Source organism: Scopulibacillus daqui, assembly GCF_016908855.1.
In the GTDB taxonomy this organism is placed as follows: Bacteria; Bacillota; Bacilli; order Bacillales; family Sporolactobacillaceae; genus Scopulibacillus_A; species Scopulibacillus_A daqui.
The window spans coordinates 348852-368873 of the sequence record NZ_JAFBER010000001.1 but is presented as its reverse complement, the minus strand read 5'-3'; the positions used below and the strand labels follow the sequence as shown (position 1 = coordinate 368873).

The following is a 20022-nucleotide window of genomic DNA, read 5'->3' as shown; positions in this document are numbered from 1 at the left end:
TTTGTTTACATCATCCAGTTTGAGTTCCTACGAATAAGCCAACACTCGATGAATAACTAGTAAATGATCAATTATGCTGCGATGGGTGTTAAAAGCTGCATTTTTATAGAATTATAACTATATTTAAAACACCCTATACCGTAATATAGTTTAAGTGATTAAGCTATTTTTACATAAGAGCGCGAAAGTTAAAAATTGCAACAAAATACTCATCCCACCTCGTTGCTTAATAAATCTATTGCCTGATTTTCAGTGATACCCCTAATTAAACCCAGTTCACTTATAAAAATCTCTCTTGCGTTCTCCAGCATCTGCTTTTCACTTGAATTAAGTGATTTATTTTTGTTTATCCTCATTAAATCGCGTACAACTTCAGCCCCTTCTTGCATATTGCCTGTTCTAAGTTTTTCAGTATTAATCTTGTATCTTTCTTTCATTGAAAGAGTTGTATCGGTTAGACCATGATGAAAAATGTATAAAATGTTTTCAAGCGCAGCCATATCGGTAACTAAGCGAATCTGTGATTTGTGTACTTTTGCAGTTGGAATCATAACACGCATTTTATCTTTTAGCATATTTATTATAAAATACTGCTGTTTCTCACCTTGAATTTGCTTTACTTCTATTGCTTCAATAACTCCTACTCCCTGCATAGGATAAACAATGTAATCACCAACTTGAAACAATTGACCACCTCCAAATTTAAGACATCTTAAGTATACCACAAAACATCTAAATAAAAAATTTTATCATTTATTATTAATAATTTCAATAAAATGATCTCCTGAGCCGTTAGCAAAAAATTGGGATGGCCGCATAATGATGCGAAAGCATGATGAAAAGCAAACGAAATTCAAGAAAGCATTCAAATTCCGATTTATTTTTGAAATACAGTATCTTTTTATTTCAAATGTGGTATAATAAAAATTATTATTGTTGTTCGGATATAATTAATGATAGAAGAAATAACTTTTACAAGTCATTATCCTCTTGAATAATTATGTGGGAGCAGGAATAGTACAATATAATGTGTGCTAAGCACCTGGAGGAAAAAACATGAACAAAGGTACAGTTAAATGGTTTAATGCAGAAAAAGGGTTCGGTTTTATCGAGATTGAAGACGGAGAGGACGTATTTGTTCACTTCTCTGCCATTCAAGGCGATGGATTTAAATCATTGGATGAGGGGCAAGTTGTTACTTTTGACGTTGAACAGGGTAACCGCGGACCTCAAGCTGCTAACGTTGTAAAAGCGTAAAGATTGACAAGAAGGTTCTTCCCAAGATTGGGGAGACCTTTTTTAATTTACCCGGCTTTTTTATCGCGGCAGCAGATGCTCATTTAAACCAGCCCTTCTCCTTAAACCGGGAAACAGCTTCAATCCGGTTACTTACATCAAGCTTGTCAAGAATAACTGAAATATAATTTCGGACAGTACCGGTCGTAATATTAAGCTCTCCTGCAATTTCCTTTGTGTTTTTCCCGCCGGCAATAAGCTTAATCACTTGCTCTTCGCGGTCAGTCAGCGGGTTTTCCTCCCCGTAGGCGATATCAACTAGTTCCGGAGCATAAATTCGGCGTCCATCCATAATAATACGGATTGAATTCGCTAAGTCCTCACTAGGGCTGTCTTTGAGTAAATAGCCGCTTACCCCCGCTTTTCGGGCACGTTCGAAATAGCCAGTCCGGGCAAATGTTGTTAAGATAATCACTTTACAAGGATCATTTTTTAATACTTCAGCTGCATCAAGTCCGCTTTTTACTGGCATTTCAATGTCCATAATACAAACATCAGGATTATGCTGCTTTACTAAATTTAAGGCCTCTTCCCCGTTCCTCGCTTCCCCGACAACTTCCATATCTTTTTCCAAATTAAGCAGGGATCTCAGTGCTCCCAGCAACAATCGCTGATCCTCTGCAATTACAATGCGAATCATACCCAATCACCCCTGTTTTGTTTGTTTTATAAAATGAGGCACACGAAAAATAAGTGTCGTTCCATTTTTTGATATGGTCTCTAAGCTGCCGTTGACAAATTCCAGGCGTTCTCTCATACCGCAAAGGCCGTGCCCTTTGCAAGAATCTATTTTATCGGAAATACCCACGCCATTATCATGTACTTCAATAAGCAATTCATCAGCCGATTGCTTCATCTTGACATGGCAGGATGTTGCCTGACTGTGCTTGATCACATTGGTTACAGCTTCTTTCAAACACATGCTTAGTACATTCTCAATGAATAGCGATGTATTGGCGAGCTCTAAATCCCCTTCAACACCGAAATCCATTTGTGCAGCTTCCACAATTTGCCGAACTCGGATGATTTCATCCTTCAGTTTCGTTCCCCTCATATCGGAAACCATCTCACGAACTTCATTTAATGCCGTCTTTGCTGTTTGGTTGATATCGTAAATTTCATTTGCGGCTGTATCAGGATTGACATACATTAATTTCCTTGCCAAATCACTTTTCAATCTAATAAGTGAAAGTTTTTGTCCCAGTGTGTCATGTAAATCACGTGCAATCCGCTGACGTTCTTCGATCACCATCAGTTGAGAAATTCTTTTATTAGCGTCTTCTAATTGTCCTTCTAGTTTTTCTCTGTTGTTTCGATTATACATGTTGAATGGCATTAATATAACGCCTACGACACTGATTATAATAAACGGAAGCTGCGAAAAATACATTTCAGTTTCTATGACAAAACCGGTAGTAATCGCGGCAATTGTAGTAAGGAGATGAACCGCGTACAACAAGAAAAACCCAATTTTATTTTGAATATTGCCGATAAAAAAGGCTAAAAAAAGTGAAAAATAAACATATCCGAAATACAAAGTCATGAAAATGCTTATTGCCATCTCCAGACTCACCCATAAATAAACAAGCCGATTATTCGTAATAAAAGACAGCCGATAGGCGATGAAAAACAACAATATCATCAAAATGCCGAATGTCATTTCAAATAGTGATGAGGATCTAAAAATAAAATAGAAAGGCAAAATACAAAATATAATCCATACATAAGCGCTAAGACCCATACTTTTTGGAAAAATATGATACCAATTCCGCATAGCAGCCCCCTTTGTTGCAAAACATAGATGTCCACAATTTATATTTAAGTGAAAATATACTTTCTATTATAGCAGAATCATGTTTGCGAGTACCCTGCAATAAAAACCCTCCAATACAAATTGAAGGGCTGGGACCCAAATTATGTTTCTTGAATGCTCTGCCTATTTTTGGGTGTTGGCGATTTTGTTTTTCGAAGAAGAGGTTTTATCTCTTTAAAGCTTACAAACGACTTGTTTTCCTCATCAAACAAACGAAAACGTATCGATTTAAAACTAGAAGCAAGCGTAATTGTTGTTACTTGATGCAGCGATGGTGTAGATTGATGAGCTTTTTCAAGATTATAGTTAGGCACTTTTGGGTTCAGGTGATGAACATGATGGAATCCAATACTCCCGGTCATCCATTCAAGAACTTTCGGAAGTTTGTAATACGAGCTCCCGTCTATAGCAGCTTTCACATAATCCCACTCTTCTTCATTCTCAAAATAGGAATCCTCAAACTGATGCTGTACATAAAATAACCAAATTCCAAGCACCCCTGATACGTAAAGGATTGTGCCTTGAATGATAAGAAAAGCTTTCCAGCCGACTATCCATATTAAAACAGCAAAAATGACGGCAACCGAGAAATTGATTAAATACGTGTTCAGACGTTCCTTGCGTCTTGCCCCTTTTCGATTAAAACGGTTCTCTATTAAGAAAAGATAAAACGGCCCTAATCCAAACAAAACAAGCGGATTGCGATAAAGCCGGTAAGACAACCTGACCCAAAAAGAAGCTGAAAGATATTCATCAACTGTCATCACCCATATATCACCAGTGCCGCGTTTATCTAAATTTCCGTTCGTCGCGTGGTGGATGGAATGGCTGCGTTTCCACTTTTCAAAGGCGAAAAGGGTAATAATTCCTGTCATCGTACCAACAGCTTTGTTTGCTTTCCGGCTTTTGAAAAAAGACCGGTGCGTACAGTCATGGAAAATAATAAAGATCCGAACAAGAAACCCTGCTGCAACAATCGCCAATGCAAAGGTTAACCAAAGTGAAATTGATATACTTTGATAAGCAAGAAACCAGAGCAGAAAGTAAGGCAGCATTGTATTTATTAATTGTTTAATACTTGATTTTTTATCTGGATTTTCAAAAGGTGCGATATTTTTTCTTAACTGTGCTTGTTTACGTTCACTCATATTTTCCTCCTTAATGGAATGACTAAGCAAATTGCCATTATCTCTATAATAGAGAAAAGGCTCAAGCTGTAAAAGATATAAGTGTCAGGTAGCAGGTATGACAAATGTCATGTATGCCTGTCCTTTTGTTCTTATAAGAAGCATGATGATGTAAACTAGACCAAAATTTTATTAACATCCTGCTTGGAAGGCCGATCATATAAACGGAATTTATGGTAAATCGCGGATAAATAGCTTATCTATATCCCCGGGAAAAGTTGGGGTTTCTTTACAATTGACAAATTTCGCCGTTAATATATAAAAAATATCTTGTTTTAACAATGTTGTTATAGGTTTATTTTAATAGTTTATGACAATCATTACTTTTATTGTTAACTAATTGTTATATAGTTGTTACCACGGTAAACATAGTCTTTTATATGATTAATATAGAATACTACCTCAAGTCAAAAATCGACAAAGGACGTGATGACCATCAAGGCTAAAGGGTACAATATTGTATCCATCATTTCATTTATTGTTCCTATGGTTCTTTTCTATTTCAGCAATTTCAACCCGTCTGTTACTTGGATTTTGTTGACAACGCCAGTCATAGGCATCATCCTCACCTACTTTGGAAAAAAAGGCCCGTCCCGTGTTATCGCATTCTCCGGCAATCTTATCGCGATTATTATTTGTTCAAGTTCGGCTATCAGATTGATGTTTTTAGGCAAATAAGCAGCCTATTAACCGCCGCTGATATGATCAAAACAAAAGTGATTCGGCGCCATCCTATTTGCCGCCTCTTTCAGGCAACCCCGATATCGGCCCATTTAAAAAGACGTTCGGTAAGTATGCCTTTTCTTAGTTTGGATAATATATAAAATATACTATCCATTTATTGAAAAAACAGGGAAGTGGCATATTTGAACAAAGAGGGGAAAATTTCAACGTTTCAAATGGGATTGATGATGTATTTTATGGTCGGCGGAACATCCACCCTGTTAGTGCCTTCAATTGCCGCAAAGTATGCCGGACGCGATATGTGGCTTTCACCCATTTGGAGTGCCTTAATAGGATTTCTTAATCTATTTATTGCTTGGCAATTGTATAAAATTTATCCAAAGACAACAATCATAGAATCCACTAAAAAGATACTGGGCCGAGTATTGGGGGCTGTCTTCAATTTCTTCTTCTTGTTTCGCCTCATATACGACATGAGCATTATTGTGAGGGAATACGGGGAATTTATCCATGTGTTTCTCACTTATACACCTATCTATATTTTAATGGGAAGCCTTATTTTAGTTTGTTCCTTTGCTGTTTTAAGCGGCATCGAAGTGATAGCCAGGTGCACACAAATTTTTCTTCCTATCGTTATTCTTTTTTTCTTATTAATGGTTATCTTTATTATCCCGGAATTAAATCCAGAAAATATGCTGCCGATAATGGAAAACGGTTTAAAACCGTCATTAAAAAGTGCAGTATTTATAAACGAGTGGTTTGTTGAGTTCATTTATATATCATTTCTGTTTCCATTTTTGCAAAATAAACAAAAGGCCATTCGTTGGGGCAGCGTCTCCGTCTTAACGGTGATGCTGACCATGGTTATCGCGAACTTTGTGTGCCTCTTTTTATTAGGCGATATTACAAAGCAGTTTAATTTCCCGGTATATACGGCGGCCTCGTACATCAGCGTTGCCGACTTTGCTGAACATTTAGATGGCATTGTGATGGCCATATGGATATTGGTTGGATTTTGTCAATTAACCATGTGGCTTTATGCGCTGTCTTTTGGTGTCAGCCAATGGCTGAATCTTTCTGAATATCGGCGGGTTGTATTGCCCCTTGGCTTGCTTATTATTTTATTCAGCATATGGATAGCTCCTCATTTCGAATCATTAACCAGCACTCTTAATACTTCTTTCGTACCCTATACGTATGTGATGATGCTATTTTACCCCATGCTATTATTATGCATCGCATACATAAGAAAACGGCCGTTTCTAAATCAGAAAACCTAAAGTCTCTATTTTATTAAAATAAGCGCATGGTGAACGATAGAAAAAGCGGCAGCTCCCATTCAAAAAGAATGAGAGCTGTATGGCCTTTATTTGCTTAAAACAATAAATCCATATTTTTTAAAGATTTTCTGTGACTGGCCAGCCTGCAAAGCATCATAAAACGTTTTGGCCGCCTTAGGGTGCTTCGTATCTTTTATAATGCCTGCAGGGTAAAAAATGGCTGAATGGTCTGAATGATTTGCGGTTGCATCCATTTTAACTTTTTTAGATGTTAAAGCATCTGTCTTATAAACAATGCCTGCATCAACATTCCCTGTTTCTACATATGACAAAACTTGACGGACGTCCTTAGCCATCACTGTTTTCGGCTGAATGGCTTTCCATATATTTAAATGCTGCAATGTTTCTTTCGCATACTCCCCGGCCGGAACTGTCTGCGGTATGCCAATGGCAATCTTATGTATGTCTTTGTTCTTTAGATTTTTAAAGTTTTTAATCGAAACCTTGCTGTCGGCAGGAGTAATAAGCACAAGGCTATTGGCTAATAAACTTTTGCCTTCCTTAATCAGCCCCTTCTTAGCTAATTGATCATAGTTTTCCCGCGAGGCCGATATGAAAAGATCTGCGGGAGCCCCTTGTTCTATTTGCTTTTGCAAATCACCTGATCCGCCAAAATTGAATTTCAGCTTAACGTTTGGATGAGCTTTTTCAAATGACTTTTGAATATCGTCAAGGGCATCTTTTAGACTGGCTGCCGCTGAAATAGTCAGTGTCACTGATTCACGGTTGTTCTTTGTCTTTGCATCAGCTTGCTTTTCTGATGATTCGCTGTCTGGCGAACATCCAGCTGCGATAAGAATAAACATCCATAATGACAGCAATACGATGAAAATTTTGCGCAACTGCTCCTCCTCCTTTTATGATTAAAAACTATTTATACATCGCCATAACCTATTATAACTTAATATAATGAAATGAATGACAAAAACAATATAAAAATCAGTCATCAATCGATGCTTAACGATTTCGGCGCATTAAAAAATCCCCCTTGTTTTACCTTGAAGTAAAACGAGGGGATTTTTTTCATTTTCCCTTATGCTTTTGCTTAGCCTTTTGCCTTTTCATTTCCCATTTCTTTTCTTTTAATGCTTCACGGTGTTCTTTATGGCGCAATTGGCTTTCCTGTTTTCTCTTCTCAAAATCCGCTTTGATCGCTTCTTGGGCTTTTGTTGAAATGCCTTGCTTTTTCATCTCTTTAGCCACTTGACGCTGCAAGCGCTTAGGGTTTATTTTCTTTTGGGTTTTATTATTGACTTTGACCCCATCCTGTCCGCTGTTTTGAATGATAGACAGCAAACGGGAATTAACAAATTCAAGCACTTCAGCATCGCTCGGCTCCGCTCCGAAGACATGCCTGTAAGCTTTTAACCTGCTGCCTTCGCGGATTTCAATAATACCGACCCAGAACTGACCGTCATAGTAAATCGTCAATATCACAACGATTCCCTCCTCTAAATAAAATCCGTAGAATGATGGACATCCCGAGGAGGGGAAGGTTACTGACATCATAATCATGATGCATCCGGACTACCAACCGGATCGTGTTTTTACATTCTACATGATCATTATAGTCACTCGCTATAAAATTCTCAATATTACAGGTGCACAATATAGAAAAACAATAGGAACGTTTATGAAGCATTCATTTTTTGCATCGCTTTGTGAGGAATTGTACGTTCTTTTACCCTATACCATCCTTTTCCTTCATTCCCTTTGGTATAAATTTTCAAACACATGCCTTTTCTCAGCTTTTTATCCGCGATAACTGTAATTTTTTTATGTTTTCCATTTTTATCATAGCCGTTAAATTGATAGCGATATTGGTTTGCGCTGATCTTTTCTCCCTGATTATCCACCGCAGCAAAGTAATCTTTTGCTTTAACTTTTGAATTAATATTATCTACTGTAGCCTGAAGCCCTTCTGATTTAGAGTGAACATAATAACCGCCGCCCGCAAAAATGACCGTCAAAATGATTAAAACTTCAAATAAGCTTATAAAAAAGCGCCGCATATTAGCTCCCCCTTTTTTTGGTATGTGAGACTCCTTATGTTCTTTTCTAAAGGTTGAACGTCTTTTGATAATTTCAGTTTAATTCAGAGTATGTACGTGTTCCATTTATTTTGATTACAATTTCCGTGACTTATCTTACAAATTTGTAAGAAAAAAAGCACTCTTATTGTTGAGTGCCCTTACAGCATTTTATGAGCGGCTTGATTTAACCTTGCATGATTTAAAAAAAGCCTTCCAAAACTTTCAATCCTTCACTAATTCAAACAATTCAACAACCAAAATCGTCTCATCATTTAAACGAAAGCCATTTTCTGTATAATCTTTCCACGCTTGTCTATGATCCTCCTGAAATTGTTGAATGCTGGTGCCGTATCCTTCCCCTATCACTAGGCGAAGATCGGGGCTGCCAAAAGTCGTTTCAAAAACATCAGTGATTTTAATATTGCATCGGGGTTGGTTGTCTTTGTCATAGACTGTAACGACTTTGCCGGCTGACTTATAAGTTTCTTTTAACTCTCCTTTAGTATAGGCCTCCTTAGGCGCACATGTCGCTGTCTTTTTACCATCAAGGATGCGTCTGATCAGCCTTTCGCCTAACCCGTTGTCGCCGTCCCATCCGAACACCGATTTATACTTGCTTTCCTTGATTTTAGTGCTCAACGCCAATCCCCCCGTATATAGATCGTTCAGACTTCACAGCAAATGCTTTGCTAAAGAGTGTTTACCAAGAAAAATACAGATAATACTCATTTCGACCTATAATGCTAATATCCTTGTGACATTTTAAAATTAAAATCATTTGCCAACTGAAATCTCGCCATACATAAATAAACACCATCCTTTCCGTTATTTACAGAATGAATAGCGTTATTTTCATTTTTGGGGTGGCTTGATGGGCGTGAGGCAATACCTTCTAATCGATCACCTGCTTTTTCTGCCATGGCACACCATTCATTATATGTTTGCGAGATTTTCCTATACATCTGATCAAGACTTTGAAAATTCGGCCTGAATTTCTTTTAAAAATAGATCAGCAGCTGCGGAAAAAGCCTGATGCTTTTTCCAAACAACATTTAAGCCAGATTCGAGCCTCGGCTTTAGCGGTCTAAAACAAAGGCTGCTGTCACTAGACGTATTCACTATTTTATCCAGAACGACTGCATAACCAATCCCCTCTTCAACCATAATGGCGGCATTATATGCAAGATTGTATGTCGTCACTATGTTTAATTTATCAAAGTCTTCACCAAACCAATCGGCAAATTCATTTTTTGAAAAGGTCTGTTTTATAGCCTGGCGTGAACAGATCAACGGAACATTTAATAAATCCTCTGCCCGAATGGCATCTTTGAGAGCAAGAGGGCTGTCTTTCCTCATAACAACGCCCCAAACATCTTTGGTTGGGATATTGATATAATTGTATTTTGATAAATTGGCGGGTTGAATTAAAATACCAAAATCAAGCAATCCCTTGTCAAGCCGTTCAGTCACATCGTCTTCGTTTCCGCTGTAAAGGTGATACCGTATATTTGGATAGCTTAATTGCAGCTCTTTAACTACCCGGGCAATCTGTCTCATGGCGTCTGTCTCCCCGCCGCCTATATAAACATCTCCACTGATTGTTTCTTCCATGCAATTAAATTCTGCCTCTAATTTATCGGCCATATCAATAATTTCTTCTGCCCTCTTTCGAAGGTGCATGCCTTCAACGGTAAGAACGATACTATGACTGCTGCGAATAAATAGTTTCTTCCCCAACTCTTGTTCAAGGTCTTTTAATTGTCTTGACAAGGTTGGCTGTGTAATATGCAAAAAATCAGCAGCACCCGTCATACTTCCTTCTCTTGCAACAGCAAGAAAATATCGCAAAACTCTAAGTTCCATATCACACGCCTCCTTTAATGTTTTAGTATATACATTTTCTAAAATGCCCATCAAGCATATCTTGATATAAGATATAAGTATTTGGCATACGCAAAAGGCGCATCTAGAATAAATAACAAAGGATGAAAACAACAGTAAGAAAGGATGTATGCTAATATGTCTTCTATTCAAGATAAAGTTGTTGTCATTACGGGTGCATCAAGCGGAATTGGCGAAACGCCTGCCATGAAGCTTGCACAAGAAGGAGCAAAACGAGTGATTGCGGCTCGTCGATAAGACAGGAATTTTATGTTCGCGTTCGATCCCTGCACCTGCAAAAAAACGAGACAGCCTAATTTGACACAACTAAGATAGGAGTTGTTATTTTGGCAAAACGAAATCATTTGATTATATTTATATTAGCCATAGGCGTTTTCGGTATCATAAATACTGAAATGGGTATTATTGGGATACTTCCTTCTATTGCTGGCCACTTTGATGTCAGTGTATCAAAGGCAGGTTTGATGGTGAGTCTTTTTGCCCTTATTGTTGCAGTATCAGGTCCAACAATGCCGTTATTGTTTTCGGGCATAAATCGAAAGAAGGTCATGTTGCTCGTACTCGGTGTTTTCGTTTTAGGAAATATTGTTTCCATATTTACAACTAACTTTACTATTGCATTACTTGCCCGTGTCATTCCAGCCTTTTTTCATCCCATTTATTGTTCATTGGCTTTTACCGCAGCGGCCGCCACAGTGAGTGAGGAAGAAGCTCCAAAAGCTGTTTCTAAAGTCATGATTGGCGTATCTGCGGGTATGGTCATCGGTGTACCAATCGCAAGTTTTATTGCTAGTGCAGCTTCTTTGCAAACGGCGATGGCATTCTTTGCAGTTGTCAATGCTCTAGCATTCATTGCTACATTATTATTTATACCATCTATGCCCGTTAAGGAAAGACTTTCTTACGGTGCACAATTATCAGTATTAAAGAAATTACATACTTGGCTTTCCGTTGCGGCTGTCATTTGCATCAATTCAGCGATATTTGGCGTTTATAGTTACCTTGCTGAATATCTGAAAACTGTTACGAAAATATCCCCGAATACCATTAGTTTAATGTTAGTCATATATGGCGGAGCCAATATTATTGGAAACATAGCCGCAGGGAAGCTCCTGACTAAAAGTGCCGTCAAATCTGTAGTGGCGTATCCTTTTGTATTGGGAGCTGTTTACATCATATTATTCCTATTTGGACAGTTTACCGCACCTATGGCAGTCATTACCTTAATTTGGGGAATATCCGCTGGAACAGGGGCTAATATTAATCAATATTGGATGATGTCTGCGGCTCCTGAAGCTCCTGATTTCGCCAATGGGTTATTTTTAACGTCCGCTAACTTAGGAACAACAATTGGTTCAGCTGCAGGCGGATTATTTATATCAGAATTAGGCACACAATATGTCGTATTAGTTGGATTTCTATCGTTAATAGCAGGGTTGGTATTTATTCTGTTAAGAACCTATATCCATAGCCCTGCAAAAACAACTTTCTAGATAAGATTTTTAATGCCATTGCCGTCTTCTAAGCAATGAAATAAGAAATCATAATCAGCATGCCAGATGCCAATCAAATCTTCACACGCCGCGACAATATAAGATCCCGATTAAAGCTTCAATCATTTGTTAAACAGATACAGTTTACTCCCCTTCAAGCAGTCAGATTTTATTTTAATCTGTCTGCCGGAAGGGGAGCATATTAGAATGACTGATTGGTTTGTTTCGTGTTAATGGCTAATGTCAAGTTGGTAATTAATAAAATGCTGAAACACACAAACAATGTGGCCGCGTACTTAACCGCACTGGAATACCAATCATTAACATAAGACCAATAAGGGTTTCCAAAAACCAAACTTGGCAGCCTATAGGCAGTAAGGCAAATCGCAGCGATCAAAATAATGGCAGCAATGATTGTACAATAAGAAAGACCATTTCTAATATATACCCTTTGTTTTTGGTGCATCTGTCTTACTATTGTCACCAGCCGCCATAGCAATAATAAAATCATAGGACAGCAGAAAATCACTGCAATAGTGCTAACTCGATCTGCATAAACAAATTCGTCTTTATATTCTCCAAAGCCTTCCTTGCCGTGTAATATGTTATCGATTCCTTTAGCAATGGCCCTCGTATAAGGAGAGTTTGAATTGGCTAAAACGGCTATCCCGTTTTTGTTCTTCGGTTCCAATAAAATATAGGCTGAATTGTTTGGCAAATTCCCGCTGTGATAAATGATTGATTCATCCGGATCGAACATCCAGCCTGCAAAATAATGAAATTTATTATCATCAGATAAACTTATCAGCTGCAATCCCGGTATCTTAACTAATCCTAAATTAATAGCCATCCACCGTTCCATATCACGGCTGTCTAAAATGATATTCGCCGCCGGCCCTATGCTCTTATCCGCAGGCTTAAAGTATTCCCGCGGCGCCAAGAAGCTGACTTTATATCCTTTAGTCATATGATCGGGATTCGGTGTCGTCCTTACAGATGTATGGTTTAACCCTAAAGGATGAAAAACGGCCTGCCGCATCACATCCTCGTATTTTTTTCCAGTTACTGTCTCAATGATAAGGCCTAAAATATTAAAATTGATGTTCGAGTAAATAAATTTTTCGCCTGGCTGACTGCTTAAATTAATGCCAGCAACATGTTTTACACCCTTTTCAAGAGCATCATCGGCTGTCGAAACAGGTATTCTCAGAATGTCATCAGATGGTATGCCGCTGGACTGTTCCAACAGTTCCTTAACCGTTATCTGTACCGGCTTGCCGTTATAATTAACGTGAAACCAAGAGATATATTCAGATACGCTGTCATTCAGATTTATAAATCCAAGGTTGGCGAGCCTCATGATTTCAAGCCCGGTAAATGCTTTCGTCAAAGAAGCTAACTGAAACTTAGTGCTTCCCGAGACTCTTTTTTTAGATTTCATATCCGCATAGCCATAGCCCTTTTTATATATCGTTTGGCCATTTTTAATAATCACGACTGCTAAGCCGGGTATTTTGCCTTTTTTCATATCGTTAGTAATCAGCTGGTCAATTTTTTTCTGCTGATTTGTTTGTCCGTCTGCCAGACTTTTTCCAGAAACACCAATGATGAAGATGGATAGCGCCAAGAAAAAACATAATATCTTCTGCATATACGTCCCCTCTGCTGATCAATGCTGAATTGAAAAAATAAGCCTGTTTAACCGTTCTTCACGATACATGACATGGCATTTAGATTTTTTCTATCAGGCATACACATTACTTCGACCTTACAAAGCTATTATCCTGTTAAGGGGAGTCATCTTAAGACGCGGCAGCATTTATTGCTGAAATATAAAGGCAGTAAGCTTAGCCTACTGCCTGCTTAAGATTCTATTTTTTGCTTTTCTCGTTTGTTTGACGCCTTTTTTGGTCAAAATTTTTATAATTGCATTCTTCAACGGGACGCGTCGCATTCCCTTGGTCATCTGTACACCACGATTGAGACTGAAAAGCCAAAAACATGCCAACCCACTTGCCAGTCTCTTCAAAGTAAATTAAGACACCGCCGTCTTGCCATGTCCCGTTATCCTGCTGCCATTTCCCCACATTGCCTTGATTCATGTGTATGTCGTGAATGCCGTTGCCGGGCATAAAGTTAAAATATTGATCCGGCTGCCCCATTTCAGGACCCCATCTGTCGCCAAACGCGTAAACAACCGCTTTTTTATTTATAGCTTCTTGAAAATAATGATTAATTTTGTCATTTAAATCGTTATTAGGACCAGGAATATTGGCAGGAAGAGGGATCATTTTCTTTGGATCGAATAATTTTCCGCGTATATAATCCAATGCGATATCCGGATGATTATGATTAATTTCTGTAAAGCCAGTCTCTAGATGAGGCAGTTTTGTAATGTCGCCTGAATTAAAATCTTCGCTGACAAAATATAAAACTTCTGAAGGGGATGATTGCGATTTAATATTTATGGCAATCCGATATTTTGTACCCTGGTCATCCTCTATTAATACTTGGTAATGGGGACTGCTGTCACTGCCTTGCTTTGAGTCAATCGCTTTTCCTTTAAGCACACCATATTTTTTTAAAGGCATAAATTTTACCCTCCTTATAAGATGAATGCCTCCGGAACCATTTGAGCCTATTACAATCAACTAAAACATTGAATGAGGCATCCATGGTTTATTTAATATTTCGAGAACAATAACTTAAAACCCTTTAGTCAAATTGTTCTAAGCCATTGGCCGCACCAGAGGACAAAATCATTGTTATGCTGCTTTCTAGCATTCTTCGGCAAATGGAAAAGGATCACTTATCCAAATATATCATATGTCATTTCTGAAATGATTGATTTATAAAAAGCACGTTTGCAGCCTTTGACGATATCGCTCGAATATTTTCTAAACAAAAAAAAGCGCCTGACAAGACGCTTGAACCGCTTTGAAAAATCATTCATCTATTTTGAACATGAACGGATAAGCCATGCCTTTGCAAAATCAACAGCCTCGCGCTGACGGAATAAATAGGAGCGTGCTGAACCGGCTTTTCCCCGTTTTACAGGAATCACTTTTTCCATTTCATCTCCAATTTCTTGAAAACATTCTTCATCTAATGCAATATCATGGTAGGTGCTCCAAACCCGTTTGCCATTTTCTATTATCGGGGCTCCGGCTTGAATGGCTTTTCTGACGCCTGACCGATACTCGGCAAGATGGAAAGAGGTATTCGTATTATAGCCGGTTCCAAGCATAAGAATCCAACCGTCTTTTTCGTAAATACGGGCAAGAGGCGACCTTTCTCCTAACCCATTATCAAGCGAATGGCTATGGGTGATTGCTTCAGCATCTTTCCCCCACGCTGCAAATGAATAAGCCGGGTGATTGCTTCTATAAACAGACGGAAAAGTCCGGAAAGTTTCTGCAATCACTCCCATTCCTAATGTCGGCGTGATTTCCGATTCAAATGCTGGCATTTCCTTTCTTATTTTTTCATGCCAAGCAGTTGGTACGGGCGGATTTTCCCAGCAAGCAGGATCAGAATAATGGGTGGTCTGCGCCGGCATGACGATCGTTCCTTGCGGCGTAATAACATCCATCAGCGCTTGCACAACAGCAACAGGCCCGCCGCAGACCCATCCAATTGAACTCATCGAGGAGTGGACAATCACGGTCATTCCGGATGCCAAGCCAAGTTTACATAAATCTTCAGCAAGATTCATTCTCGTGCGCGGCTCAGGAGTATTTTCAATAATACTCTTTTCAGCCATTACTATAATCTCCTTTTTTTAGACTTAAAATTACTTTTTCATAATGCCTTTAAGCACAAAAGCAACGTTTGCCGGACGTTCGGCTAAGCGGCGCATGTTATAGCCGTACCAATCATCGCCGTATGGTACATAAATCCGCATATTATAACCTTCTTTAATGATTTCTTCTTGGCGTTCAGGACGAATGCCATATAACATTTGGAATTCAAACTGATCTTTCGGAATATTGTGCCTCTTAACCAATTCTTTGGTAAAACGGATGATCTCATCATCATGGGTAGCAATTGAGGTGAAGCGGCCTCTTAATAAATGGATTTGAATCAAATTTTTGAAATTTTGATCGACGTCTTTTTTATTTGGAAATGCCACTTCTTCCGGTTCTTTGTACGCGCCCTTAACAATCCGAAGCCGCGGTTGGTATTCATCTAGTTCATTAAGATCATCGATGGTCCGATACAGATAAGCTTGAATCACTGTCCCGATGTTATCGTATTCCTGTTTCAATTCTTTAAATACTTCCAATGTGACGCCGCATCGGGAATGGTCTTCCATATCAATTGTAACGAAAACGCCGTGCTGTTTCGCCTTATCCATAATTCGGCGCATGTTTTTCATGCAAAGCTCACGGCTGATATCCAGCCCCATTGATGTGATTTTCAGCGACAATTGCGAATCGAGATTGTGTTTATCTATAAATTCAATGGCCTCAATGCAATGATCCGTCATTTCATTGGCTTCTTTTTCGTTATCAACAAACTCGCCAAGGTGATCGAGCGTTATCGAAAATCCTTTTTTATTTAATTTACGGAGAGCGTCAAGAGAATCCTCAAGCGTTGCTCCAGCTACAAAGCGGCTTGCCCCTAAACTAAGACCGTACTTTTTGGCAAGCTTCGTCATTTTTTTGTTTTCCCCTAAGAACAAAAAGAAATTCCGCATCATTTGTTCAATCATGCTGCACCCTCCTAAAACGCTTTCATAAATTCTACTAGTTAAATATATCACAACATTGCTTCATTTTGGAGAGATTTACAAACAAATTCTGCAAATTTCCTTTTGGCGCAACTTTCTCATTGTCGAAAAATGCAATTATTGATTGCCGATAGAAGAGAAATGATTTCCTCTCCTATCGACAAGTTTCCAGGACTTGATATTAACATGATGGAACCCTTATTTCTTTAAATAGGTCCAGCCTTCTTTTTGGTATACTTTACCTTCTCTCATTAATCTGCCTAAAGCGCGTTTAAAAGCCGCCTTGCTTATGCCAAATCTTTCTTTTATGTCTTCGGGAAGACTTTTATCAGAATAAGGCATTGCTCCGCCGCGCCCTTCCAAGAAACGATATATCCTTTCCGCATCGTCGTCTATGGATTCATGGCTTCTGCCTAATAATGAAACATTTACAGACCCATCTTCCTTAACTTCAATAATTCTTCCTTCGACTTTTTGGCCGAGGCGCGGTTCTTCCTGCCTTTGGGATTTATGAATAAAACCGAGAAATCCTTCCTCAGTCATCATAAAAGAACCTTCCTTGATTAACCGGTAAACATATCCGTGAATATTCTTGTTAAAATCATCTTCTGCTGCGGGATGAGCGATTTCACGCATCACATTTTCCGTCGCCGGCACTGCAAATAAGCGGCCTTTTTTATCATTTTTTAATGTGCAATACAATTTATCTCCTTTGGCTGGCCATAATGTTTCTATTAAAGGCAGGTCATCCTTTGAAATCAGGATATCTTTATTGATGCCGATTGAAACAAAGACCCCTAATTGGCGCTTTGCCCCGGCGACTTCAACCCAGTCATAACTTCCGATTTGAACGGTCGGAATCGTCATCGTCGCTGACAGCCTTCCCTGATGATCCTGGTATAAAAAAACTGTCTGAGGTTCGCTTGCATCAAATCCTTCTTTTAACTCATTGTTATGTAACAGCACATCTTCTTGGCCATTTGATAAAAAGTAGCCAAAAGGCGCCTGGCGTGCAACTTTCAAGGTGTGAATGGTTCCTGCTTGTAATCTTGACATTGATAATCCTCTTTTCCCATATTTTCATTAATATCGTTGCCTTAACGGAAAGGAATCATAACATTTTCCCCTAAATCAGCATTGTATCTTTGCACAAAAAAACCAGCTTTACAGCTGTTTTTTAGACACTATTTAATCAAAATCGACTGAAGGCGTTTCTTCCAAGCCAATCTCGCTTAAATAAACAAGTCATGTCTGCTTTAATTATATGTTTTTTTCTCATTAACAAGATAGCATAATTTTCGCCAAAAGCATATGAGGCGGTCATCGAAATTAAGATCAATTCATCCTCATAGAAAATCCTATGATTATTTGAACCTTAAACAGATAAAGACCGCCGATTAGTCAAATCAATCACTTTTGTTGAAAACCATTGGCAAATGATCGCAAAGATAACAATTTTAAGATCAATAACAAGAGCGGTTAGTAAGAAAATGGATAGGTTAATCCAAAACATCGTCTGCCCCGGCCGCAAATGCCGTGATGAAGAAATTAATAATGCCGGCACAACCATACCGCCGCTTGATGCATCATACTTTATTAAAATGCCGACACCGATGCCAAAGAGTATGCCGCCCAATAGTATGTCCAATGCGATATGCAAATGAGGCATGTCAATGAACAAGCCCGCCCAATGAACGGTTACAGAAGTTACTGTAACTGCATACATCGTCCTTATTGTCCAAGCATAACCAAACCATTTAAACGCAAGAAACAGCATTGAAAAATTATTCAGCCATAATGAAAACCCTAAAGATAAAGGCAATAAATGGTTCATCAGAACAGCTATCCCTGCTGCACCGCCGGATGGAATATGATGCGGGAAAAGAAAAAGGGCCATTCCTAACCCTTGAACAAATCCCCCAATTGTCAGCATCATAAACCTTTTCATTTCTCTATTAAACATCGTCCGCTTAACTCCCGCCGCTAGAAATGGAATAAGGTTATTAAATTATATTTGTCCGCGTCCCGTTTTAGTCATTCAAATTTATGACGGGAGTTAAGCTAATAGAATATGTTTGCGAATGTTCCCCTTGCCATCGTCTTCTGAAAGCCAGTTGTCACTGTTCTCTCTTAATGAACAATAAAGGAAGGCACTTCAAGAAGGATCAGTTCATTATTATCAACATTTATTCTATTCATTTGATTAATATCACCATAATTGACAATAGAAATCAGCCCTCTGATCCACGAACCATGCCCAAAAGCTAACACTTGCTCATATTTCCTATAACATTGAATAAATTGGAAAATTCTATGCTCGAAATCAGCCAAACTTTCCCCTAATATCAGCTTCTTAGGATGAGAGAGCCAGTCTATATGGTTTTGAACGAACGTTTCTTTTTCCGTTCCTTCAAATTCCCCGAAATCCAGTTCATTTAATAAAGGCTCTGCATGAAAGTCAAATCCATAAACTTTAGCTGTTTGTTGAGTTCTTAATAATTCGCTTGCCAGTACACAATCAAACGGCTTAAACTTCTCAAGGATTTTTTTGTTATGACAAATGCCGGCCTTCTGATTTATCAATGACTTTTCATCAATGGCTGTGTTTCTTTTTCCTTGTAAAAGGCCCTTCTCGTTCCATTCAGTCGGCAGATGCCTAATTAACATAAGCCGCATCGGCTTTTTCCTCCATAAAAAAGGTTTCTGAACGAAGACCGAGCCGCTGGGCTTCCAATAATAATACATCATGGATTTTGACATTGCCAAGGTTGGCGTTTGCACCTATTTGATTAATAAAAAACATCTGACTCTTCGCATGCGGCGCTTCAAAAATAACTCTTTTGCAATCAACATTTTGAATCACATCAAAAATTAAGTTTTCTTTAATTTGGCCATTGCTTCGATATATACCGGCTGTTCCTGAATCTCTCCCCTCCGTAATCACATATTGGCAGCCTGCATCCAATAAGGCGGTTAATTCATGATTCCAATCAGGAGCGGCCATCTTTTTTTGAGTATCTTTAGAACCGACCTCGCCAATCACTTTAAAATCCTTCTTTAACCGCTGAACAAGCGCCAAACGTTCTTCAAGCGGAATATCTAAAATCCCGGTCGAGATTTCTATCCAATCTACATTGAGATCCTTTAAATATAACAAGTACTTATCCAATTTATTTTGCGAGTAAAATTTCTCAAAAAGCGTTCCTCCGCAATAAGGAATAACATTAAACGCTTGATATATGTTAATTTTTTCACTGATATGAGGTGTGACATAAGCTGATCCAATGCCGATTTTTGCCATGTCAATATACTCATGATAATCGGATAAAATGTTCTTGAGTTCTCCCAAAGGAATCCCGAAATCAACAATTGAAGTAATGCCGTATGTTCGGTTCTTTTTTGTTCTATAAGGCAATCTTAACTCGCCCAACGACTCAGCACCTCCCCTAAAGTATGCTGTATGTTATGCATCGAAACTAAAAAAGTGCCCATTTGCATATGAATAGAACGCTAAAAATTAGAAATGCTAAAAGAGCATCATT

At 38.6% G+C, this 20022-nt stretch carries 22 protein-coding genes and 1 pseudogene; 5 read left to right on the top strand and 18 right to left on the bottom strand.

Features of this window, described 5'->3' with window-relative positions:
• Positions 1 to 209: 209 nt before the first annotated feature.
• Complete coding sequence (locus tag JOD45_RS01875; RefSeq protein ID WP_205002137.1) at positions 210 to 686, bottom strand: CarD family transcriptional regulator; 477 nt, start codon at positions 684 to 686, stop codon at positions 210 to 212.
• Between the two features lie 370 nt (positions 687 to 1056).
• On the opposite strand from JOD45_RS01875, the gene JOD45_RS01870 reads away from it, so the two are divergent.
• Positions 1057 to 1257, top strand: a complete 201-nt coding sequence (locus JOD45_RS01870; protein WP_205002136.1) for a cold-shock protein — start codon at positions 1057 to 1059, stop codon at positions 1255 to 1257.
• A 79-nt stretch (positions 1258 to 1336) separates the two neighbouring features.
• Here the strand turns inward: JOD45_RS01870 and JOD45_RS01865 are convergent, their stop codons facing one another.
• The 3 genes from JOD45_RS01865 to desA all read right to left on the bottom strand — a co-directional run bounded on the left by JOD45_RS01865 (position 1337) and on the right by desA (position 4257).
• Positions 1337 to 1936: a response regulator transcription factor gene (locus JOD45_RS01865; protein ID WP_205002135.1), complete on the bottom strand. Its 600-nt coding sequence runs from the start codon at positions 1934 to 1936 to the stop codon at positions 1337 to 1339.
• 6 nt (positions 1937 to 1942) lie between these two features.
• Positions 1943 to 3070 carry a sensor histidine kinase gene (locus JOD45_RS01860; RefSeq protein WP_205002134.1) on the bottom strand — a complete coding sequence of 376 codons (1128 nt, stop codon included), beginning with the start codon at positions 3068 to 3070 and terminating at the stop codon, positions 1943 to 1945.
• 140 nt (positions 3071 to 3210) lie between these two features.
• Positions 3211 to 4257 carry a Delta(5) desaturase DesA gene (desA, locus tag JOD45_RS01855; RefSeq protein ID WP_205002133.1) on the bottom strand — a complete coding sequence of 349 codons (1047 nt, stop codon included), beginning with the start codon at positions 4255 to 4257 and terminating at the stop codon, positions 3211 to 3213.
• A gap of 468 nt (positions 4258 to 4725) precedes the next feature.
• On the opposite strand from desA, the gene JOD45_RS01850 reads away from it, so the two are divergent.
• Both JOD45_RS01850 and JOD45_RS01845 read left to right on the top strand, forming a co-directional pair.
• Positions 4726 to 4974: a hypothetical protein gene (locus JOD45_RS01850; RefSeq protein WP_205002132.1), complete on the top strand. Its 249-nt coding sequence runs from the start codon at positions 4726 to 4728 to the stop codon at positions 4972 to 4974.
• 179 nt (positions 4975 to 5153) lie between these two features.
• The gene (locus JOD45_RS01845; protein ID WP_338056009.1) at positions 5154 to 6260 is read left to right on the top strand and encodes a GerAB/ArcD/ProY family transporter; all 1107 of its coding nucleotides are present in this window, start codon (positions 5154 to 5156) and stop codon (positions 6258 to 6260) included.
• 86 nt (positions 6261 to 6346) lie between these two features.
• On the opposite strand, the gene modA is transcribed toward JOD45_RS01845, so the two are convergent.
• The 6 genes from modA to JOD45_RS01815 all read right to left on the bottom strand — a co-directional run bounded on the left by modA (position 6347) and on the right by JOD45_RS01815 (position 10216).
• On the bottom strand, positions 6347 to 7126 hold the full coding sequence (modA, locus tag JOD45_RS01840; protein ID WP_205002198.1) for a molybdate ABC transporter substrate-binding protein: 780 nt from the start codon (positions 7124 to 7126) through the stop codon (positions 6347 to 6349).
• Between the two features lie 217 nt (positions 7127 to 7343).
• Entirely contained in the window at positions 7344 to 7757 is a 414-nt protein-coding gene (locus tag JOD45_RS01835; protein WP_338056008.1) for a YjdF family protein, read from the bottom strand.
• A 194-nt stretch (positions 7758 to 7951) separates the two neighbouring features.
• Complete coding sequence (locus JOD45_RS01830; protein WP_205002129.1) at positions 7952 to 8332, bottom strand: YxeA family protein; 381 nt, start codon at positions 8330 to 8332, stop codon at positions 7952 to 7954.
• Between the two features lie 243 nt (positions 8333 to 8575).
• Entirely contained in the window at positions 8576 to 8980 is a 405-nt protein-coding gene (locus JOD45_RS01825) for an ASCH domain-containing protein (protein WP_205002197.1), read from the bottom strand.
• 116 nt (positions 8981 to 9096) lie between these two features.
• Positions 9097 to 9273, bottom strand: coding sequence for a hypothetical protein (locus tag JOD45_RS01820; RefSeq protein ID WP_205002128.1), 177 nt, complete (start codon positions 9271 to 9273; stop codon positions 9097 to 9099).
• 46 nt (positions 9274 to 9319) lie between these two features.
• The gene (locus tag JOD45_RS01815; protein WP_205002127.1) at positions 9320 to 10216 is read right to left on the bottom strand and encodes a LysR family transcriptional regulator; all 897 of its coding nucleotides are present in this window, start codon (positions 10214 to 10216) and stop codon (positions 9320 to 9322) included.
• Between the two features lie 156 nt (positions 10217 to 10372).
• Here JOD45_RS01815 and JOD45_RS01810 point away from each other — a divergent pair.
• Both JOD45_RS01810 and JOD45_RS01805 read left to right on the top strand, forming a co-directional pair.
• A pseudogene (locus tag JOD45_RS01810) lies at positions 10373 to 10489 on the top strand (SDR family NAD(P)-dependent oxidoreductase); the annotation flags it as partial.
• A gap of 92 nt (positions 10490 to 10581) precedes the next feature.
• Positions 10582 to 11748 (top strand): MFS transporter, encoded by a 1167-nt coding sequence (locus tag JOD45_RS01805; protein WP_205002125.1) that lies wholly within the window; start codon positions 10582 to 10584, stop codon positions 11746 to 11748.
• Between the two features lie 202 nt (positions 11749 to 11950).
• On the opposite strand, the gene JOD45_RS01800 is transcribed toward JOD45_RS01805, so the two are convergent.
• The 8 genes from JOD45_RS01800 to JOD45_RS01765 all read right to left on the bottom strand — a co-directional run bounded on the left by JOD45_RS01800 (position 11951) and on the right by JOD45_RS01765 (position 19910).
• A complete protein-coding gene (locus tag JOD45_RS01800) occupies positions 11951 to 13399 on the bottom strand; it encodes a serine hydrolase domain-containing protein (protein WP_205002124.1) in 1449 nt (482 codons plus the stop codon).
• 220 nt (positions 13400 to 13619) lie between these two features.
• On the bottom strand, positions 13620 to 14339 hold the full coding sequence (locus JOD45_RS01795; RefSeq protein WP_205002123.1) for a YukJ family protein: 720 nt from the start codon (positions 14337 to 14339) through the stop codon (positions 13620 to 13622).
• Positions 14340 to 14701: 362 nt separating this feature from the next.
• Positions 14702 to 15511 carry an AAC(3) family N-acetyltransferase gene (locus JOD45_RS01790; protein WP_205002122.1) on the bottom strand — a complete coding sequence of 270 codons (810 nt, stop codon included), beginning with the start codon at positions 15509 to 15511 and terminating at the stop codon, positions 14702 to 14704.
• Between the two features lie 30 nt (positions 15512 to 15541).
• Positions 15542 to 16459: a proline dehydrogenase family protein gene (locus tag JOD45_RS01785; RefSeq protein ID WP_205002196.1), complete on the bottom strand. Its 918-nt coding sequence runs from the start codon at positions 16457 to 16459 to the stop codon at positions 15542 to 15544.
• A 219-nt stretch (positions 16460 to 16678) separates the two neighbouring features.
• Positions 16679 to 17536, bottom strand: coding sequence for a CvfB family protein (locus tag JOD45_RS01780; RefSeq protein WP_205002121.1), 858 nt, complete (start codon positions 17534 to 17536; stop codon positions 16679 to 16681).
• 319 nt (positions 17537 to 17855) lie between these two features.
• Positions 17856 to 18443, bottom strand: a complete 588-nt coding sequence (locus JOD45_RS01775) for a YitT family protein (RefSeq protein WP_239548992.1) — start codon at positions 18441 to 18443, stop codon at positions 17856 to 17858.
• A gap of 167 nt (positions 18444 to 18610) precedes the next feature.
• On the bottom strand, positions 18611 to 19156 hold the full coding sequence (locus JOD45_RS01770; RefSeq protein ID WP_205002120.1) for a histidine phosphatase family protein: 546 nt from the start codon (positions 19154 to 19156) through the stop codon (positions 18611 to 18613).
• Positions 19137 to 19910: a phosphosulfolactate synthase gene (locus JOD45_RS01765; RefSeq protein WP_205002119.1), complete on the bottom strand. Its 774-nt coding sequence runs from the start codon at positions 19908 to 19910 to the stop codon at positions 19137 to 19139. The genes JOD45_RS01770 and JOD45_RS01765 overlap by 20 nt, the downstream gene beginning before the upstream one ends.
• Positions 19911 to 20022: the final 112 nt, after the last annotated feature.